A 20851-nucleotide genomic window follows, 5' to 3' on the forward strand; every position below is an offset into this window, starting at 1 on the left:
ACAGCAATAGCAAGCGCCAGAGCTTGATCTTGCGCGGGGGAGAAGGGAAAGCCAGCAAGATGCCAATCAGGGCAAGGCTTGAACGGATCACGGCAGATGTAAGCTGACGAGGTGGAGGCGTTCGAAATGTTCGGCGGGGACCTCCCGGTGATGCACCAGAGCCGTAAATGGAAGCGGAAAATGAGCGGGCGACCACTCTTACAACGCGACTATGGGTGCAAATTAGAAATGTTATTTCATGGGTATGTGCGATCTGGAAAGTAAACAGAGGTCTGCTGCGGCAGAGGAGAAGACTGTGCATTTCATGAACACCTAGCAGGTGACAGGTTTATTTTGTTGGACTTATGACTACAACAGAATATTTGCTTTTTCTCAAGTAACATGCCGCACGGCACGTTTCTTTCCTTATGCCGCCCACATTACGATAAAATGGACGGAGGAAAATATAATGTGTGGTATTGTAGGATATATTGGTAATCAGAATTCGCAGGGGATCTTGGTTGAAGGATTGAAGAAGCTGGAGTACCGTGGTTATGATTCGGCAGGTATTGCCGTATTTACCAAGGAAGGACTGCAGGTCGTGAAGGCTCAGGGCCGTATGGTAAACCTGGAGTCGAGACTTGAAACCACTCCGCTGACAGGAAGTGCCGGAATCGGGCACACCCGCTGGGCGACTCATGGTAAACCTTCTGATGAGAACTCCCATCCTCACACCGATGAAAGCCAGAAGTTCTCGGTAGTTCACAACGGGATTGTCGAAAACTACCTGGACCTTAAAGAAGAGCTGATTGCCGGCGGATGCCACTTCACTTCCGAAACAGATACAGAGGTTATTTCCCACCTGATCGCCCGTGAATATGAAGGAGATATCGTAAAAGCTGTTCAAAAAGCGATCACTTTCATGCGCGGTGCGTTTGCACTGGGTGTTCTGACTGAATATGAGCCGGATAAATTGGTAGCTGTGCGTCAAGCCAGCCCGCTGATTATCGGCCTTGGCGAAGGCGAAAACTTTATCGGGTCCGATATTCCGGCACTGCTGGAATACACCCGCAACGTATATATTTTGAACGACGGCGAAATGGCTGTATTGACACGGGATGCTGTCGAACTGATGACGATTGAAGGCAACTTTATTTCTCGGGAAATGATTACTGTCGATTGGGATGCAGTTACCGCAGAAAAAGGCGGTTATGAGCATTTCATGCTGAAAGAAATTCACGAGCAGCCTAAGGCTTACCGCGACACTATGCGCGGCCGTATGAATGCGGAAGGCAACAAGGTTATTCTGCCGGAGCTGAACCTGACCGTTGAGCAAATCAAGAATATCCGCAACATCCAGATCGTGGCTTGCGGTACAGCCTACAATGCGGGACTGGTTGGTCGCAGCCTGATTGAATCCCTGGTGCGTATCCCAGTAGAGAATGATATCGCATCGGAATACCGTTACCGTTCACCAATCGTAACACCGGAAACACTGGTCATCGTAGTCAGCCAATCCGGTGAGACTGCTGATACATTGGCTGCTCTGCGTGAAGGTCAAGCAAATGGTGCGCATGTACTGGCAATCACCAACGTAGTGGGCAGCTCCATCGCCCGTGAGGCCAATGACGTGCTTGTGACACTGGCTGGACCGGAAATCGCTGTAGCCTCCACTAAGGCTTATACTTCGCAGATTATCGCATTCACTTTGCTTGGTCTGTACCTGGCTGAAGTACGCGAAACACAAAGCGAAGCACAGGTTGCCGAGATTCTCGCGGCTATGCAGTCACTGCCTGAGCAAGTGGAAGAAATCCTGGCACAGAAAGAAGCAATCAAAACCTATGCTGAGCAAATCTCCGAGCACAAACACCTGTTCTTCATCGGCCGCGGCGTAGACTATGCGGTAGCTCAGGAAGGCTCGCTGAAGCTGAAAGAAATCTCCTACATTCACTCCGAAGCTTATGCTGCGGGTGAACTGAAGCATGGTACCCTGGCACTGATCGAAGAAGGCGTTCCAGTCATTGCCTTGGCCACCCAGGAATCCGTTCTGGAGAAAACCGTCAGCAACATCAAAGAAGTGAAAGCCCGCGGCGCAGACGTGCTGGCAATCACTCATGAAGAGCATGTAACCGACCTGCTGAGATCGGTAGATCAGGCATTCGTGATTCCTAAGACCCTGCCGCTGCTGACATCTGCTTTGTCCGTAGTAACGCTGCAATTGCTGGCTTACTATGCTTCGCTGGCCCTGGGCCACGATGTGGATAAACCACGTAACTTGGCGAAGAGCGTTACGGTGGAGTAGTAGAGGTTTTGATAAGAATTCTTGTGTAGAATGACATTAAAGGTAGTTACTAAACATTAATGTGAGTAACTTAACAATAATGTATGTGTTCTGACAGAATAGATTGTAATCACTATTATACTTTTTAAGTCGCTCATACATGTGAGCGACTTTTTTTACTAATATGGGCTCGGTTTTAGTAATGATCACAACAAAAAAAGGATCTAATGATCCTTTTTATTGGTATGTGAAGAATCAATATTATAACAATTTCTCCATAATCATCACATCAATGAATTGCCCATCCATAATCCCCTGCTTCTCAAAAACACCAACCTGCCGGTAACCCATCTTCTTGTACAGCCCTTGATGTCAGAAGAAAATAAAGTATTAGACTGGCAACTGGTACCCGTTGGTTAAGCTAACGGGCAGGATAAGGGATTTTTGAAAGGTTATTGATATATATAGAAAGGTGGGAGATTTTTGATAAAAACAAAACGTCTTATAATTAGAGAAATGGTGCAGTCCGATTATGATGCATTGTGCGGAATATTGTGTGATGAGGAAGTAATGCGTGCTGCTTATGAAAGTGCATTCAACTTAGAAGAAGCACAAAATTGGCTTAACAGACATCTTAAAAGATATGAAGAATATGGTTTTGGACTTTGGGCTGTTGTATTAAAAGAAACAAACGAAATGATTGGTCAATGTGGCCTGACAATGCAAGGCTGGAGAGAAAAAGAAATTTTGGAAATAGGATTTTTGTTTCAAAAAGCGTATTGGCACAAAGGTTACGCAACAGAAGCGGCAATTGCTTGCAAGGAATACGCTTTCTCAGTTCTTAATGCAAATAGGGTTTATTCTATTATTAGGGACACAAATATAGCCTCTCAAAAAGTTGCTGTTCGAAACGGTATGAATATTATTGATAAAGATACTAAGAATTTTAGGAATATAGATATGGAATTTTTTCTGTATTCTGTAGAGCGAACAAAATGAGCAGGTGAAATTGAAAAAGGTTTCCATGATGAACCCATATACTACTGTTTGAAATTGAGCTAACGGAGAACGTTAGTTCAACAAAGCGGCGGCAGTCTAATACTTTATTTTCTCGTTCAGGGCTGCCGCTGTTTGGTGATAAAAAAGTGTGGAGCCAGTAAAAAAAGTCTGGAACTAGTTAAAAAACTATAGAACCAGTAAAAAATGTGTGGAACTTCTACAACAGTCCCGACGAGGCTATGTTAGGTCATCGGGACTGTTTTTTTGAAGGGATTGTAGTCAGTGTTAGGGATCGAATTCGAGAAATTAGAATGAAAAATTGGAAGGACCAAACTGAGTTTTCAAGCTATTGATGTGCCTCAGAAAACACTGAGTTGTTGTAGACTGAGGCAGCCATAATTCTAACATACATTTACATTACGAATAATTCGAGGATATACTAATTGGAGTGGATATATCATCCAATTTGTTCTTAATCAATGAAAGATCACTAAATTATAAAGAGGTGTCGAGTTCATAGGGATTAAAAATTACAAATATAAAGAATACATAGATGAATCAATTTCATAATGCATTGCCTTAAAGAGCAATAGACTACTCCTATCTCATCAACTTCATTTTTTTGAATCTTATGCTGCATTAAACTGAGCTTGTTTGTTTATGCGGTCACAAGCTAATTTTGTACAGCCCTGTTCCTTTGCCCGATCGGGAGTGGTTTCATAATTACTCCTTCCATTAATCGATATGATGTATAATGGCGGCATATAAAAATTCGGCTAAATCTTCATCGCTATGTTCGAGATAATAATTTGAAATCCCGAGGGTGATCCTATTAAAATTTCCATCGAAGAAATCAGCAGAGATCAAGAAGAGGAGATCCGCATCAGGTGTCATGAAGTGGATGACGAAATAAACGAGATTGTAAATAAGCTGACAACAGAAGCTCTCGTTATACTGGGATATCAGGATGACAGTGTGAGCCGTATTAATCTCAGTGATATCTATTATTTCGAGGCAGTTGACGGTAAGGTGTTTGTATACAGCAAGAACAAGGTGTATGAAGTCAAACAAAAGCTGTATGAGCTAGAGGAATTATGCAGTGAAAAGAACTGTTTTCGTGCATCTAAATCTACGATTTTGAATATTGCCAGGATTGCAAGTATTCATCCGTCCATAAGCGGCCGGTTCGTAGCATTGCTTGATAATGGGGAACGTGTAGTTATCTCAAGACAGTATGTACCCGTGCTCAAAAAAAGACTTGGATTATAAGGGGAGATCGACATGAGGTTTTCTGAATTTGTAAAAGAGACCATTAGGGAGTTCTTGATGATCTTCGCATCCGTAGTCATTATAATTACAATTTTACGGCAAATTTTTGCTCCCGATATAGCCTTTGATTTGAAGTCGATATATATCCTTATGGCCTTTTCATTTTTGAGTGCATTAACGGGAATTATTTTGTATGCTCCTCATGGGATAAGTGAGAAGAGAATGCGTGTCCGAATTGTCGTCCATTTCTTCACCTTAGAGATCCTTTTGATTTCTCTTGGCAGCTTAATTGGTGCTGTAAGTAGTGTATCCGGCGCACTCACTCTTGCAATCGAAATTGCAGTGGTTTATGCCATAGTTCGTCTATTGTCCTATGAGAATGATAAAAAGGAAGCAGGCAGGATCAACGAAAGACTAAAGGCAGTTAAGAAAGGAACTTACGAGTAGTCTATACAATCATAAAGCAGCATTTAAGGCTCTTTAAAAGAAGGCGGTAAGCTCTATGCTTACTGCTTTTTTGCATCTTATTGGTTCGTGGATACAGCTTATCGTTTTTCTATATACACCCTTTTCGCAGTTTTTTATGATGAGTTCAGTACTCCCTTTTTATGCCTGAAGAACCTTGTTATATCAAGGACTGGGATTTATGAAATTGATTCATTTACTTGTTTTATGGAGGATGTGCGTATGATAATCGAAGTTTCAGACGTGGTCAAAAAATACAATAATCTCGATGTGTTGAAAGGGGTTAATCTGAGCATACGTGAAGGTGAGATATTTGGGTTGCTAGGACCTAATGGGGCTGGGAAGTCTACGTTGATGAATACGATATTAGGACTTTTACGTTTTAACAGTGGCTCAGTGAAGATACTCGGCAAAGACTTTTCAACACATGCAACAGAAATCAAACGTGAAATTGGTTACGTTCCTCAGGAAATTGCTGTATTTGAAACGTTAAATGCGATAGATAATGTCACTTATTGGGGCAGATTGTATGGTCTGCGAAGAAATGAGTTAGCACAAATGGTTAAGCAGGCACTGGAGTTTACTGGTCTGTGGGACAGAAGGAAATCGAAAGTGAGTACCTTTTCAGGCGGCATGAAGCGAAGGCTCAATATTGCTTGTGCGATTGTGCATAAACCGCGTGTTCTATTTATGGACGAACCGACGGTTGGGGTTGATCCGCAAACACGTAATCATATCTTGGAATCTATCCGTTTAATGAACAAAGAAGGCACGACGGTCATTTATACGACTCACTATATGGAAGAAATTGAAGCAATCTGTGACCGTGTTGCTATCATGGATTTTGGTCAGTTAATTGCACTTGGGTCAATTGACGAATTAATCGCAGACCATATCCACGAACAGTGCCTAAGATTGGAATTCACTGCTAATACAGCGGAATCTGTCAAAGTAATCGAGTCCTTTGATGGAGTTTTGTCCTTTAGTGTTAACAAAGAGATATTAGAAATTAAACTAGACAAAGATGACAGTTGTATTCCTCTTATATTGGAACAATTAATCAAGCAACACTTTAATATAAAATATATGGCAGTAGAAAAACCGGATTTGGAAACTGTTTTCCTCCAATTAACAGGTAAAAAGTTGCGTGATTAAATCTGAAAAGAGGATATGCAATGAATATTTTGTTCCAGATGTTCTATACGGTTAAACGGATGATCATGAATCCAAAAGCAATTTTGATTAATTTGCTTACTTATACTATCATTATTCTCATTTTGGGTTCGGTATTCGGTAGTACATATGATATACAAAAGTCATTGGGGAAGGTCACAATAGCTTATGCAAACCTTGATTCAGGCAGGTATGGCGCTATTTTTGATGCTGTTTTACATTCAAATGATGTTACTCAGCTTGCGGAACTAAAGCCGGTTACGTCATTAGATGATGGCAAAGTTCTTATTAATAAGGATAAAGCAGATGCCATTATTTATATTCCTTATAATTTCTCTGACGATAGAGACCTCCCCCATGTCGTCCATGTCTACTTATCAACAGATTACGGTGTACCTACGCTGGTTGTTAAGAACATTGTAAGTAGTCTAACCAATTTGATGAATACGTCTAGCGTTATTTACAACATATCAGGACAAACAGAAGTCGATGCGATGGGTTCCGAGCCGCAGAAGAATAATGAAGAGAATGTCAATGAACAATCCTTATCAAGTTCAAATTTGCAAGCGACGACAGCGATGGGGTATTACAGCATAGCGATGATACTGATGCTATTATTATACGGGCAAGAATACGGTATTTTTATGGCGTCAGAAGACTATTTGGGCACTTTAGGTAATCGAATGCGCTTGTCTGCTGTGAAACCGTATGTACAATATATTGGCAAAGGACTTGGTTTGTCATTGGTGACATTTTTCCAAGCGGTCATCTTACTCTTGCTTACAAAGTACGTATATGGTGTGGATTGGGGAAACCATATTATAGTTGTACTTCTTACTTTGTTTATATTATCCATACTCGTTACACTACTTGGGATGATGCTGGTTATTATTACACGTAGCATTCAAAAAGCACAATCATTATCCAATTTCATTACGCTGGGGGGGACTTTCATCGTTGGCGGTTTTGTAATCGTGGACTTTGGATCACTTGCCTATCTATCACCAAGCTATTACGCTAAGACTGCTCTTTTCAATGTCGTATATGGGAATCAAGTGGAACAGGCACTTATTAATATAGGCGTAATGATATTGATTTGTATCGGGTTTGTGCTTGTAAGCCTGGTTGCTTCGAGGAGGACGGTAGAATGACAATATTTCTTAATTGTATTAGACGTGTTATTCAGAAGGGTTGGAGTTTGTTGTTTATTTTTGTTATACCGATTTTACTGATTGTTTTTTTGATTGTGGTAACATCACAGGAAGTTCAGTATAAAATTGGGATAATTGATGAAGACAATACCTTGTTCACTCAAGATTTTATAGAACAATTGAAGGGGCAGTACGAAATTATCAGTCTGACGAGCAATGATGATGTCAAAAGCATGGTTATTAATTCAGAACTAGACGGTGGATTGCTTTTTCAGCAGGGCTTCACCGAAAGCTTGTTGAATGGTGAGGACGTCTCTGTATTAATCTATGATTTAGCAGGTACTGACATCTTTGGTCCTGTAAAAGTGTATGTGTCAAGCTATGTAGCTTCTGCAAAACAAATTGCAAGAGCGTCTGGAGGTGATGAGAAGATTTTTTACCAAGGCATGGATCATTACAAGAACAGCGCGTTTAACGTTACATATGAAAGTACGCTTAAGTATGCGGGTTCAGAACGAGACGTCAGCAATGCGGTAAAATCATTAGGATTTATTGCTTGTGGTATGATATTTCTCATGACATTCTCCACCAGTTTAATCTTGCAGGATAAATTATCAGGTGTGTATGATCGTATTGCAGTTACGCCCGTTTCAAGATTTAGTTATCTCATACAAAACATGCTGGCATGTTTTGTGATCGCTGCTATTCAATCAGTATTGTTACTGAGCATTATATCTAGCATAGTAGATTTTCCATTTGGGCAGACCTCTGAGCAGAAACAAGAAGTGTTGCTCGTGTGTTTGGCTTTCTCCCTTGTTTGTGTCGCTCTAGGTGTAGCAATCAGCATATTCTCGAACACCCGCCTAATGGCTGGTTCGCTCTCGACTTTAATTTACTTTCCTATGCTAATGCTTGGGGGTTGTTTTTGGCCGCGGGAGATTATGCCTAAATTTGCGCAGCAGATCGGAAATTTTTTTCCGACGACATGGTTTTTGCAAGCAGGTAGAGATGTTATAGCCGGGAAAGGTATTGCTGCTTCTTCACAGCAACTGATATATTTGTTTAGCTTTGCAGCTCTACTTATATTTGTTTCCTTTATCGTAAGGAATGAAAAGGTAAGGACGTGAATGAACATAGAAACAATTGTGGTAGATCAAAAAAGTGCTGATGCTGTCAGAATTGTGCGTAAACGGGGAGAGTTGATGCAAGGGTAAGTATTATTGTGAAATAATCTTCATTTATCTTAATTGAAAAAGAGGTTTTGAATCAATGAATAGCAATATTATTTGGGGGATAGTATTATTAGCGCTGAGTTTGTTTTTTAAGCCATTATTGGCGATTGTGGGGCTGAATGAAAGGTTGTTCGGATTGTACTGGCAAGGTGAAACTGTGTTTTCATTGAGTCCATTCTTAGTTCGGATTATTCTAGCAGTAATTGGGCTTATCATGCTTATCATCGGCGGTATGCAAGTTGCAAAGCAGAAGAATACATAGTTGAAAGGAGCTTCGCAGCACTTAATTGGCAAACAAGCTTCGATGTAGCTGAGGCAACATGCATTGCTGGATTTGACTGAATTAGAGTCTGGATAAAAGAGCAGCTTTGCGCGTTTATCAAAGAAAACAAGCTGGTCTGCGAAAGTTCAGTTAATTAAATTAGTTTCACGGATTTTTATCACCATTTGAATAAGTGGAAAAGCAACACAGATATCAAGCGCCGTCCTGAAATCCCAGGGTGGCTCTTTTTTTTTGTAAATGGAAGTGTAAGGAGAAAAAAATATTTTAGACTGAGAAAATAAAGTATTAGACCGTCGAGGGGATTAAACGAACGGGCAGGATAGCTCAATAATTTCACGAATACTCTACATAGAGTTATTTACGAAGTTCGTAAATAAGACGTTATGCGAAAGTGCCGTAAATCTTATTAAGGAGGAATCCTCTTGATAGGCCCGATATATCTTAGGGAAGGACTAGTTACAAAGTTTAAAGATCATATTTCAAGCACCCCTTATTGCATAATAATTCACAACGATGAAACCCATTCAATAAAAAAACCAAAGAATCTAACGACCGACGAGGTTAATTCAATCGTTTTCAATTTTATTAGTGCAAAGTATCCTATTGTTTGTTCTGCAGGAAGCAAAAGTACAATTCCTTTTTGGGACTATCATGTTGCCCTGAATTGTGGAGATAGTGATAAAGATGTTTTTATTTCTGAATTATTAGTTAGAGAACCAGTGCACGAAAATATGATAAAAGGAATATTAATGGCATATTTTATGGTAATCAACAACAAAAATAACTACGAAAGACTAGTTGTACCAATTGAATTGGAAAAGATTGAGGGATTTGAAAATATAACAATTGAATATGACCACCTAAAAAAAGTTAGCTTTATTAAATAATGAAAGGAGTTAAGAATGAAAAGATATATTGAATTTTCTTTTTATCTACCGTTTTTTGATTTGATAGATGACGTTTGAGGTATTTAGTTTAGAAGAATTAATGAGACAATTAAATATAAGATTTAATTTCATGGAATTATGTGACCAGTATTTATCATATGGCGAAGGACCTAGCAGAGCAGGAAAGGGAGATGTTTTTGTATTTTTTACGAAAGACGATAGGGATAGTTTTATATTAATAGATTTGTTTAATGACTTTACTGATCAGCATAATATGGTGAAATTAGGAGTCCGCTGTGAAATTAAACATGATAACGATAAGCGGGTAAGGAATATACTTAATAATATACACTCAAGGGCAGAGATTAAAAGTAAAATAAAAGAGAGTAATGATGATTTACTGAAGTTAGAGATCAACAGCGAAGAGTATCCAAAAGAGATTCGTTATGGGGATCAAAAATACATGAAGAACATTTATTATAACACCATATAGACCTTATGCCAGTAGTTCAAGAAGGCAGATACATCATATAACAACGTATTCACGCTGCAGCCCATACGGCCCTTGATCTGTAAGAGGCTTTTCGGGGAAGTGAACTCAGCAGACAACCCTGCACTGGCTAAGTCCGTCGGACCTGGGGCTACGCCCCTTAAGCCAGGAGGGTTCGTGAATACAACAACGTTAGGCGAAATATTGCAATACTTAATAAATACAGTAAGAAGTGGGGTGAGTCATGATGATATTTTCAAAGACAGATAATCTAAATAGATTATCATTTGACATGGAAATGAAGAAAAGAAAAGAAAAGTCTACAAAAATATAGCAAGAGTAAAAGGACGAATGGTTCCTGTTATTGATTGGCAGATTTCCTTATATATAAACGGCAATAAACTAGATGAAGATGAAGTGTTTGTAGAAGATGTTTTTTTCAACTCGTTACTTTATTCTGGGAAGTATCCCATGTTTACTTGCACTTGTGGTATTTTCGGATGTGGAGGGTATTATGTAGATGTTGTACATAACAATGAACGATGATTTGGATAACTGAACAATCACCGTTTACGGATAGAACAATTAAGAGTTCTATATAAATAATATTGAATTGTACATGCTGACAGTGAAGTGCTACTGCAAATGAGGGAGACGTATCCGACTTCTTGCTGGCCAAATTTGATTTGGCTCTGGTGAAACCACGGAACGGTGATTTGGAGATAACACAAAGTTGAGTCAAATAATAAAAATATTATTAGAATGATCGATACGAAACTAGACGAGCCAATTACATAAGACAACCGATTTGTAGTTTGTAGTGCTGCGTTTTCTCGATCAGTTATTTCGTTCGCTCTATTCGCGGCTCAAGAACATATGTCTTTCTAATCAATACAATCATCAAAACAACCGGCTGCTCCTCGCCGGTTGTTTTGATTTTATAAAAATACAATTGCTTTTTTTTATCATGAATACCATTTTTAGTTTCTATGTTCTTAAGGTCCGGATGCCAGTGACACGCAGCAGCGTATTTATCAAATTGATTTAGCAATCCTTTTCGTACGTAAAGTGGGAACTCAGGAAGATTGTAATTTAATTCTTCCGATAAGTCGGAGAATACTTCCAGCTTTGCGTTCATAGTTGCATCTCCTTAAATTAAATACGATTTTGATAAAATTATAACCAGTGTAACAATCTGCCCCGGGGTCACCATCGGTGAAAATACGGTTATTGGTGCCGGGAGTGTAGTAACCAAAGATATTCCGGCAAACTCCGTAGCCGTTGGCAATCCATGCAAAGTAATGCGCACGATTGATGAACATGACCGGAAATATTATTACAAAGACAGAGAAATTACAAAAGAAGATTTGGATGAAGAAGCCAGCCTAAGATAAAGCAATAATGAATCCTGTCTGTTTGCCGCTATTATCTCACTAATTTTTTTCGCGATTTCCTTATTATTTCCAGAAAAACTAATGCATTTTTTTACGCAGGATGAAGAATTAATTAGATACGGAGCAAATTTTCTTCATACGATTTCCTTTTCCTACCTTGCAATGGGCTTCACTCAAATGTTTCTCGGCGTGATAAGAAGTATGGAAAAGGCAAAATTAAGCGCCATAATTAGTTCTTCCGGCTTACTTTTGAACATACTTTTGAATGCTTTATGTGTATTTGTTCTTTTCCCAAATATGCCAGAAAAAGCAATTACGGCAGTGGCGCTTGCAACAGTTGTTGCTCGTTTCTTCGAACTGGGATGGTGTTATATATATTCCATTACACGAGGGGCAGTCCGTTTTCAATTACCTAAGCGTGATGACGCTCAACGAAAATTGCTAAAGGATTATATGAGGTACACAACACCTGTACAAGGTAACTATATCGTGTGGGGCGGCGCTTTGACTGCAACCGCCGCAATCATTGGACATGTAAATGCTGATATGGTCGCAGCCAACTCCGTTGCATCAGTGGTGAAAAATTTGGCTGTTGTATTATGTGGGGGTATTGCGACTGGGGGATCAGTACTTGTAGGAAAGTATTTAGGCAACAACGAAATTGAGATGGCAAAAAAAGCAGGGGGCCGTATGATCTGGTATGCACTGATATTTGGTGCTCTTTCCGGCGTGCTCATTTTATTAATGAAACCGCTAGTATTCTATGCGGTTGATTTGAACCAAAACGCACAAGAGTATCTTCACGGCATGCTATATATATGTATTTATTATTGTATTGCTAAGTCGATGAACGCAACAACCATTGCTGGTTTATTTGTTGCAGGAGGAGATTCTAAATTTGGCTTCTGGTGTGATACGATAGTAATGTGGGGAATTATTTTACCTTTAAGTTACATCAGCGCTTTTGTGTGGCATTTACCACCTATTGCTCTATATGCCGTATTCAGTTTAGATGAAGTTGTTAAAATGCCAGCTGCCTTAATGCGGTATCGTCGATTTAAATGGCTGAAGAATATAACGAGAAATTTCACCGGAACAGAATAAGTGAATTAATAGTATTGACTTATATAAGCCGCAATTAAGTTTATAACCTGACCAGGAGATGATCTATAGAAAAGGCTGTTGAAAGAATCTGACATTACCGGCCACAACATCTCCTAAGAAACCTTGTTCTAAAGATTTGAAAGTTTTCGTTGACCAATTACTAACCTGCTTATGAATCTGACGGCTCCAATGCGATCATTTTGTGTTCAAATGGGATATCCAATAAAGTCCAATAAAAGAAGGGTCTGCACAATATCTGCAGGCTCTTCTTTTATTGGGCAGGCGGCGCAGCCGTTTCTGCTTGTACCATTGACATTACAGAAGGCAAAAGATAAGATACAAGTTATTATTCGTAATAATTACTATTAAATATCGAGGTGGTTGTAGAATCTTCATAAACAGCAGCTTCAATTCATGATTAGGATTCAGGCCGGCAGTACAAAGCAGCCTGATCTTGGGTTATAATGAGAATTATTCTCAATTGAAAATGATGCGTTGTATAGTTGTATATATGAAAGAGGTGAAAGCGATATGAAGGTGGGGGAAGCAGATTGGTATGACATTGAAAGCCTGCAGCCCAGGCATAATGCACTCGCGGAAGGACTGAACGGCTTATATCGTCCGCATTCGACAAAGAGCAGTCTACAGATTCCGGAGCAGTTCGGTCAAGGTTACTGGGAGCGGATCAGGGTCAGTTCTGCTATTGAGATTACTGTGTGTGAGTTGTGCTTCCTTGAGAACGTCGAGATGCGCAGCAGCGAACAGAAGGGCTCCTTCAAATGGAGCTACTGCCTGGGTGCGCCGATTGAGTGGCAGGTCCGGACATCGAACCGTGATTATCGCCTTAACTACGGGGAACTGTCTGTATTCGGGCATCAGCCGGCGGATTGTGTGGGGATGTATCAGGCAGGAATACCGTATTACGGAATTACCGTCAAGGCAGACCCGTATTTATTCGAACCAGTGCGCCAACTCAGTAGTCAGGCTGGCCGGCAGGAGCCTTTTCAGACGTATACCGCTACTCCGCTAATGCAGCAGATCTTCCAGGAGATGCTCCGCTGCAGCTTTGAAGACAGCCTCAAGCGGATCTATCTTGAAGGGAAGGTTATGGAGCTGACCGCTGTATATATGCATGAAGCGCTGGGCAGACCTGCGGTGCGTGCAGCTCTGTCCAGAACCGATATCGATTCGCTCCTTAGGGCCAAAGAGATTCTGGATCATGACCTGCTTGCTGCTCCCGGCATCCAGGAGCTCTCTAAGCGGGTGTGTCTTAACGAAAACAAACTGAAAAAGGGCTTCAAGCAGCTTTTTGGCATGCCGGTTCATGCTTATATTATCGATAGCAGACTGAAGGCTGCGTATCGACTGCTCGAAAACGGCTCATCCACAGTAACTGCTGCAGCGGTCATGACGGGCTTCAGCAATCCCAGTTTTTTTGCCGAGAAGTTCCGCCAGAAGTATGGCTCCGTCCCCTCCCGTTACTTCGGCAGGGCCTAGCTGTATCAGAATAATCCGTTTCTGTATGCCAATCCTCCCGATTCGGGTGTCGGATAAAGTTGTTTTATGCGATAGTTACAATTGATAATGATTATCAATTAACCGCAGGGAGAGATTCGAAATGATCAAAGCAAAAAGACTTCAAACCAAGGATTACATACTGATCGGTATCTTCAGCATTCTGATTTATGCGGTCAATGCCATTGTTGGCTCCATATTGACCCCTGTAATAGGAGCGGCGGCTATGCCGCTCATTGCTGGTTTTTGTCTCTTTTTCTCAGCAGTTGTGTATCTGGTCATGGCGATGAAGGTTGCCAAAAGAGGGGCTCTGCTAGTGCAAAGCATTGTTAACGGACTGGTGTATACCCTGATGGGAGTTCCACTGATGCTGGTATTCTTCGCACTGGCGGGGCTGTTCGGTGAAGCTGTTCTGTTCCGGGGAGACGGAACCCAGTACAGAAGACTAACCAGACAGTCGCTTGCGTACGCGGTCTACGGCTGCTTCTATGGCATGGGCACCTCGGTAACCATTTATGTCTACGGTAGCGCTTATCTCTCCGGCATGTTTGATGCAGATACGCTGGATAGAATGTTGTACTTCGCTTACTCTCCGGCATGGATTTCTGCAAGCATTATGTTTGCCTTCGGAATGACGCTGCTCGGCAGCGGCTTCGCCTCCAGGCTGCTGAACAAGCATTTCATTAAAGCGGGTGTCATCCGATGAAAGGTAATTCCGAGGCGCTGGGACTGCTGAAGACTGTAGCCGGCAAAAAAGGGCTGCTGGTTACAGCCAGCATCTTCACCACACTCTCCAGTCTACTGCAGGTCGTTCCCTTTGCAGCGGTATACCGCATCATCGAGGAGCTGCTGCTTCATGCCCGGGATATTGGCGGAATCAACAAGAACCTGATTGTGCAGTGCGGGATTATCGCCCTACTGTCGCTGCTGGGCTCCTTAATTACCCTCTATATCGGAGGGATGTGTTCGCATATCGCCGCATTCAACATTCTTTATGAGCTGCGGGTACGGCTGTCCGACCATGTGGCCAAAGTGCCGATGGGTTATCATACCCGGACAGCTACTGGAGAGCTGAAGAAGATTATTGAGACCAGTGTGGAAAAAATAGAGAAGTTTATCGCCCACCAGCTGCCCGATCTTGTAACAGCGGTGATTGTCCCGCTGCTGCTTCTGGGGTATTTGTTCTGGCTGGATTGGATTATGGCACTGGTGCTGCTGCTGCCGATCGGGGCAGGCTTCTGGCTGCAGGCCAGAGTGTTCGGGAGTGAAGGCGGACAAAAGGCGTACCGGGAGTTCCAATATGCTGTAGAAGAGATGAATGCAACGGGTGTGGAGTATGTGAGAGGCATGCCTGCTGTCAAGGTGTTTGGTATTGCTGCAGATTCCTTCCTGACCTTTCGGGACGCGGTGACCCGCTACCGCGATATTTCCCTGCGGATTACGAACCTGTGCAAAACCTCGTACAGTCTGTTTTTTGTTATTATCGGTTCGTTGTTTGTCTTCGCAGTACCTGCAGGCATTCTGCTGGCCAGCGGAGAGGCTGGCAGCCAGTCGTTCGCTGTTACGATGATCCTGTTCCTGCTCATCAGTCCAAGTCTGTCAGCTCCGCTGCTAAAGCTGCTCTATCTGGGTGGGGGCATGAGAGAAATCGTTGAAGGCAACAAGCGAATCGAGGCGGTGTTTGCCGAGAAGCCGGTAAGTGAACCGGAGTCGCCGCGGCTTCCCTCCGGATATGATATCGCCTTCGAGGACGTGTCCTTCGCCTATGAACCGGAGGACAGTATGAATTACAAGCAAATCCTGTCGGGGATCAGCTTCACGGCCAGAGCCGGCGAAATGACAGCGCTGGTGGGGCCGTCAGGGGGAGGCAAGTCGACGATTGCCAGTCTGCTGCTGCGTTTCTGGGATGTGCAGCAGGGCCGGATAATGATCGGCGGCGTGCCTGTTCAGGAGATGGGCACCGAGAAGCTGATGGATACAGTCTCCTTCGTATTCCAGGATGTGCACCTGTTCTACGATACGATTGAGGAGAATATCCGCATGGGCAATACCAGGGCAACGAAAGAAGAGGTTATCGCTGCAGCCAAGACAGCCTGCTGCCATGAATTTATCGGGCGGCTGGAGTCCGGCTACGATACCAGAATCGGGGAAGGCGGCACCTATCTGTCGGGCGGAGAAGCCCAGCGGGTGGCCATCGCCCGCGCGCTGCTCAAGAATGCCCCGATTCTTGTGCTGGATGAAGCAACGGCCTATGCCGATGCCGAGAATGAACGGAAGATTCAGCAGGGGCTGGCAGAGCTGGTCAAAGGCAAGACGGTGCTGATTATCGCCCACCGCCTGTCTACGATCCAGGGGGCTGAACAGATCCTTGTAGTGAAACAAGGTCAAATCACAGAACGGGGAACCCATGAGGAGCTGCGGGCGCACAAAGGCCTGTACGAACAGATGTGGCAGTCGCATATCGCTGCCGCCAAGTGGAGACTGGGGGAGGAGACAACGGGATGAACCATTATTTCCATAATATTTCGGGCGGAAATACGCGCAGCCTGCTGCCTTCCGCACTTGCTGCCATTCTGGATGGCATCGCCAAGGTTGTACCTGCCGCTCTGCTGGCAGATATCTTCAACACAATCTATCTCTCCTTCGCTGAGCCGGAAACCGGCCTGAACCTTGGCCGGATGTGGACCGTAAGCGTGATTCTGCTGATCTGGCTGGTTGTGGAGTATGCGGCCTATTCCTATCTGTACGACAAAACCTATAAAGCAGCCTACGGCCTGGCTGCTTCCGGCCGGTTGAGCCTGGCGGAGCACATCCGCCATCTGTCCCTGGGCTTCTTCGGGCGGCGGGACCCGGGAGATATTACGAACCTGCTCTTAAGCGATTATGGACAGGTGGAGCAGACCATTTCGCACAATGTGCCGCAGCTGATCAGTGCGGTCATGCTGCCGGTGCTCGCGCTGGCCGGCCTGCTCTTCGTGGATTGGCGGATGGCACTGGCGATGTTCGCAGCCATGCCGTTCGGTGTTCTGCTGCTCTGGCTGACCGATTCACTGCAGGCTCGCCTAAGCGAGAATCATGTACGGGCCAAGAATGAAGCGGCCAGCCGTCTGCAGGAATACCTGTCGGGAATACGCGAGATCAAAGCCCACAATATGGGCGGCAAGCGTTTTGAGCGGCTGCGCCTGTCCTTTGATGAACTGAAACGGGCGTCTATCCGGCTGGAAGGCATCATGGGCCCGATGATTATGGGGGCGATGCTGCTCACCCGCTCCGGCCTCACGCTGATGATCGTGACCGGGAGCTATTCGCTGGCCGGGGGCAAGCTGACACTGCCTGTCTTTCTGCTGTTTCTGCTGGTCGGGACCAAAATCTTCGAGCCGCTTACGGTTGTGCTGATGAATTACGGCGAGATACGTTATTCGGCCTACAGTGCGCGGCGGATTATGGACGTCCGGCAGGAGCAGCCTCTGCAGGGAAGCGGAAGTATTCCTTCGGGTGCGCCGATTGTATTTGATCATGTGACCTTCGGATATGATGCACGGAAACCTGTGCTGAAGGACCTCTCTTTTACGATTCAGCCGCATACGATTACGGCACTGGTAGGACCGTCAGGCAGCGGGAAAAGCACGGTTACCCGTCTGATTGCCAGGTTCTGGGAAATTCAGGAAGGCACAATCTCTATTGGGAGTCAGCCGCTTAGCGGCGCTGATCCGGAGCAGCTGCTGTCCGAAATATCAATGGTGTTCCAGGATGTGTACCTGTTCCAGGACACGATCGGCAACAATATCCGGATCGGTAATATGAAGGCTACCCAGGCAGAGATCGAAGCTGCGGCCATGCGGGCCTGCTGCCATGAGTTCATCACCGCACTGCCGCAGGGTTATGACACTCCTGTAGGTGAGGGCGGCTCCACTTTATCGGGAGGCGAGAAGCAGCGTGTATCCATTGCCCGTGCACTGCTGAAGGATGCATCGATTGTACTGCTGGATGAAGCTACGGCTTCGCTGGACCCGGAGAATGAGACGGCTGTGCAGCAGGCGATCAATGAACTGGTGGCGGATAAGACCGTCATTCTGATTGCCCACCGGCTGAAGACGATACGCAATGCAGACAAAATTATTGTTCTCGATCAGGGGGAACTGGCGGAAGAAGGGACACATGAAGAGCTGCTGGAGCATCACGGATTGTATGAGAAGCTGTGGGATACCCAGCAGGGAGCTGAAGGATGGAGAGTGAAATAGCCGATGCGTGCAATTTTTGACCCGCGCACACAATTGCTTGTAGTGCTGGTTACGAGCGTGGCTGTCTTTTGGGCCGATATGGATAAGGTCTGGATGGTTACCATCTTCATGGCCGCCTACCTGCTGGTACAAGGCGTGTATGCACCGGTGGTGAAATATCTGGTTCTTGCTGCCCTGCTGATCGGGCTGCAGGAACTGCTGAACCGGGACGGAAGCGGGGCATGGAGCTCGCTGCGGTTCCTGACTTATCTGGGACTGCGGTTTATGCCGGTAATGATGGGGGCAGGGTCGCTGGGCAGGGTCCCCTCCGGCAAGCTGATATCGGCGCTGGCATCACTTCGTCTGCCCAGAGGACTGCTTATTTCGTTAGCTGTCTGCTTCCGGTTCATGCCGGTGATCAGACTGGAGTATGAAGCGATCCAGGTATCTGCCAAGTTAAGGGGAGTGTCCTTTACCTCACCTGTGAACTGGCTGCGTCCCTTGCGTACCTACGAATATACAATAATGCCGCTGCTCATGAGGAGCTTGAAGATATCGGATGAGCTGGCAGCCTCGGCAGCGGTGAAGGGAATAGATGATCCAGGCCCAAAAACAAGTATTCACCGCATTGCATTCGGGCTGCAGGATTACCTCGTGCTGGTGGCTTATGCCTGCTTATTGGCTGCAGTATTCTAGGACGGGGGAAAAGAATGGGTATACAAACGATAATTGAGCTGAATAACGTATCTTTTCAATACAATGATTCCTATGAACAATTAAGCGGGGTAGATCTGACAGTTGCCGAAGGTGAATGTGTTGTCATCACCGGACCGTCCGGAAGCGGGAAAACCACATTAACCCGGATGCTGAACGGACTGATTCCTAATTTCTATGAAGGTAATCTTACAGGCAGCGTCAAACTCAAAGGCAGGGATATCCATGAGATCGAGCCTTGGAGCTTCGGGAGGACGTCAGGCAGCGTATTTCAGGATTCCAGAAGCCAATTCTTCACTTCGGTTGTGGCTGACGAGATTGCCTTCAGCGGTGAGAACTACGGTCTGGATCCGGCGCTGATTCTTGAACGGGTAACAGAGCTGGCAGAGGAATTCCGCATCACAGGGCTGCTGTCCCGCGGGCTCCACAGGCTATCCAGCGGAGAGAAGCAAAAGACGGCCTTCGCTTCCGCCCGCCTCACCGATCCGGAGCTATTCGTAATGGATGAGCCCTCGGCCAATCTGGATATGGCAGCGACCAGGGAACTGGCCGGAATGCTGTCAGCCCTGAAGGCCAGGGGTAAAACCATCGTTATTGCCGAGCACCGGCTGTATTACCTCCTGCCGCTGGCGGACCGGATTATCTACATGGCCGGTGGACAGATTACCGCAGAATGGACCCGGGCCGGACTGCTTGCCCTGACTTCCGGACAATTGGACGCGTATGGTCTGCGTTCACCTGTAGTTCCTGAAGGCGTGGATAACTTCAGAGTACGGCAGGCGGAGGATCAGGGAAGGGGAAGCCGGCAGCAGCACCAAGAGCATATCACTGTACAGCATGCGAATATTGCCCCTGGAAGATTTAAGCCTGCGGTTCTGGAGGACCTGAGCTTCGCACTGAACAGAGGGGAAATTGCGGCACTCACCGGACCTAACGGTGCAGGCAAAACCACATTAGCCAGAACGCTGTGCGGCCTGCTCAAGGAACGGGAAGGGTTGATCCGGATTAACGGGCAGCCGTGCAAGCCCAATCAGCGTCTGCGCAAAATGTGGTTTGTGATGCAGGACAGCGATTACCAGCTGTTCTCAGACAGTGTGCTGAACGAGTTGCTGATGACTCATGAGGATGAGCCGGGTGCAGCCGGACGGGCGGAACGGTTATTAAAGGAACTGGATTTGTGGGAATATCGTGAACATCACCCGGCTTCGCTGTCAGGCGGGCAGAAGCAGCGCCTAACCTTTGCAGTTGGACTGATGAACAGACCGGACATGATCATTTTGGACGAGCCCACCTCCGGATTGGATGGAAGAAATATGCGCCGTGTAGTAAAACTAATCTGGGAGATGGCTGAATCCGGAGTAACTGTGCTCGTAATCACTCATGATTATGAGCTGGTATGCGGTGCCTGCGATCGGCTACTTCTCCTTGATAACGGAAAGCTGCAGGTGGATCTGGCGATTACTCCTGCTACGGTACCGGAGGTAATCCGGCTGATGCAAGCGGGGAAATAAAAAGAGCAGAGCCTACGGACAATGTCTGCAGGCTCTGCTCTTTTTAATGGCTGCTGCTTTTTTGTCGCACGATACCCGAGATCCGTCGTCCATACTTAATTTCTGATTACCTAACGATAATTCACTAAATAAGTCCGCATAAATTGAACATATCCAGTCCAAAACTTTATTTTTCTTGAACACA

The 20851-nt window shown here is 44.8% G+C and carries 17 protein-coding genes and 3 pseudogenes; 18 read left to right on the plus strand and 2 right to left on the minus strand.

The window, feature by feature from the left end; translation table 11 throughout:
• Positions 1 to 448 precede the first annotated feature (448 nt).
• Complete coding sequence (gene glmS, locus NYE29_RS13815) at positions 449 to 2281, plus strand: glutamine--fructose-6-phosphate transaminase (isomerizing) (RefSeq protein WP_340896399.1); 1833 nt, start codon at positions 449 to 451, stop codon at positions 2279 to 2281.
• Positions 2282 to 2521: 240 nt separating this feature from the next.
• Here the strand turns inward: glmS and NYE29_RS13820 are convergent.
• Positions 2522 to 2629: pseudogene (locus NYE29_RS13820) on the minus strand (GNAT family N-acetyltransferase); the annotation flags it as partial.
• A 114-nt stretch (positions 2630 to 2743) separates the two neighbouring features.
• Here NYE29_RS13820 and NYE29_RS13825 point away from each other — a divergent pair.
• From NYE29_RS13825 to NYE29_RS13865, 9 genes and pseudogenes are all read left to right on the plus strand, one after another.
• The gene (locus tag NYE29_RS13825; protein WP_340896400.1) at positions 2744 to 3259 is read left to right on the plus strand and encodes a GNAT family N-acetyltransferase; all 516 of its coding nucleotides are present in this window, start codon (positions 2744 to 2746) and stop codon (positions 3257 to 3259) included.
• A gap of 897 nt (positions 3260 to 4156) precedes the next feature.
• Positions 4157 to 4528, plus strand: coding sequence for a LytTR family DNA-binding domain-containing protein (locus NYE29_RS13830; RefSeq protein WP_340896401.1), 372 nt, complete (start codon positions 4157 to 4159; stop codon positions 4526 to 4528).
• A 12-nt stretch (positions 4529 to 4540) separates the two neighbouring features.
• Positions 4541 to 4975, plus strand: coding sequence for a DUF3021 family protein (locus NYE29_RS13835; RefSeq protein WP_076114014.1), 435 nt, complete (start codon positions 4541 to 4543; stop codon positions 4973 to 4975).
• 240 nt (positions 4976 to 5215) lie between these two features.
• Positions 5216 to 6148, plus strand: a complete 933-nt coding sequence (locus NYE29_RS13840; protein ID WP_340896403.1) for an ABC transporter ATP-binding protein — start codon at positions 5216 to 5218, stop codon at positions 6146 to 6148.
• A gap of 20 nt (positions 6149 to 6168) precedes the next feature.
• Complete coding sequence (locus tag NYE29_RS13845; RefSeq protein ID WP_340896404.1) at positions 6169 to 7317, plus strand: ABC transporter permease; 1149 nt, start codon at positions 6169 to 6171, stop codon at positions 7315 to 7317.
• Positions 7314 to 8444 carry an ABC transporter permease gene (locus NYE29_RS13850; RefSeq protein ID WP_340896406.1) on the plus strand — a complete coding sequence of 377 codons (1131 nt, stop codon included), beginning with the start codon at positions 7314 to 7316 and terminating at the stop codon, positions 8442 to 8444. The genes NYE29_RS13845 and NYE29_RS13850 overlap by 4 nt, the downstream gene beginning before the upstream one ends.
• A 142-nt stretch (positions 8445 to 8586) precedes the next feature.
• Positions 8587 to 8811 carry a hypothetical protein gene (locus tag NYE29_RS13855; RefSeq protein WP_340896408.1) on the plus strand — a complete coding sequence of 75 codons (225 nt, stop codon included), beginning with the start codon at positions 8587 to 8589 and terminating at the stop codon, positions 8809 to 8811.
• A gap of 443 nt (positions 8812 to 9254) precedes the next feature.
• A complete protein-coding gene (locus NYE29_RS13860; protein ID WP_340896409.1) occupies positions 9255 to 9719 on the plus strand; it encodes a hypothetical protein in 465 nt (154 codons plus the stop codon).
• Positions 9720 to 9734: 15 nt separating this feature from the next.
• Positions 9735 to 10212 (plus strand): annotated as a pseudogene (locus tag NYE29_RS13865) (hypothetical protein).
• Positions 10213 to 11050: 838 nt separating this feature from the next.
• On the opposite strand, the gene NYE29_RS13870 reads toward NYE29_RS13865, so the two are convergent.
• Positions 11051 to 11347, minus strand: a complete 297-nt coding sequence (locus tag NYE29_RS13870) for a hypothetical protein (protein WP_076114007.1) — start codon at positions 11345 to 11347, stop codon at positions 11051 to 11053.
• Between the two features lie 55 nt (positions 11348 to 11402).
• Here NYE29_RS13870 and NYE29_RS13875 point away from each other — a divergent pair.
• The 8 genes and pseudogenes from NYE29_RS13875 to NYE29_RS13910 all read left to right on the plus strand — a co-directional run.
• Positions 11403 to 11603 (plus strand): annotated as a pseudogene (locus NYE29_RS13875) (hypothetical protein); the annotation flags it as partial.
• Between the two features lie 18 nt (positions 11604 to 11621).
• Positions 11622 to 12707 (plus strand): MATE family efflux transporter, encoded by a 1086-nt coding sequence (locus tag NYE29_RS13880; RefSeq protein WP_340899711.1) that lies wholly within the window; start codon positions 11622 to 11624, stop codon positions 12705 to 12707.
• A gap of 531 nt (positions 12708 to 13238) precedes the next feature.
• Entirely contained in the window at positions 13239 to 14204 is a 966-nt protein-coding gene (locus tag NYE29_RS13885; RefSeq protein WP_340896410.1) for a helix-turn-helix domain-containing protein, read from the plus strand.
• 121 nt (positions 14205 to 14325) lie between these two features.
• Positions 14326 to 14928 (plus strand): MptD family putative ECF transporter S component, encoded by a 603-nt coding sequence (locus NYE29_RS13890; RefSeq protein WP_340896411.1) that lies wholly within the window; start codon positions 14326 to 14328, stop codon positions 14926 to 14928.
• The gene (locus NYE29_RS13895; RefSeq protein WP_340896412.1) at positions 14925 to 16727 is read left to right on the plus strand and encodes an ABC transporter ATP-binding protein; all 1803 of its coding nucleotides are present in this window, start codon (positions 14925 to 14927) and stop codon (positions 16725 to 16727) included. The genes NYE29_RS13890 and NYE29_RS13895 overlap by 4 nt, the downstream gene beginning before the upstream one ends.
• Positions 16724 to 18463 carry an ABC transporter ATP-binding protein gene (locus NYE29_RS13900; RefSeq protein ID WP_340896413.1) on the plus strand — a complete coding sequence of 580 codons (1740 nt, stop codon included), beginning with the start codon at positions 16724 to 16726 and terminating at the stop codon, positions 18461 to 18463. Before NYE29_RS13895 ends, NYE29_RS13900 begins: the two co-directional genes overlap by 4 nt.
• A 3-nt stretch (positions 18464 to 18466) precedes the next feature.
• Positions 18467 to 19138, plus strand: coding sequence for an energy-coupling factor transporter transmembrane component T (locus NYE29_RS13905; protein WP_340896414.1), 672 nt, complete (start codon positions 18467 to 18469; stop codon positions 19136 to 19138).
• 14 nt (positions 19139 to 19152) lie between these two features.
• Entirely contained in the window at positions 19153 to 20667 is a 1515-nt protein-coding gene (locus NYE29_RS13910) for an ABC transporter ATP-binding protein (protein WP_340896415.1), read from the plus strand.
• Positions 20668 to 20851: the final 184 nt, after the last annotated feature.

The organism is Paenibacillus sp. FSL M7-1046, assembly GCF_038007405.1.
In the GTDB taxonomy this organism is placed as follows: domain Bacteria; phylum Bacillota; class Bacilli; order Paenibacillales; family Paenibacillaceae; genus Paenibacillus_AQ.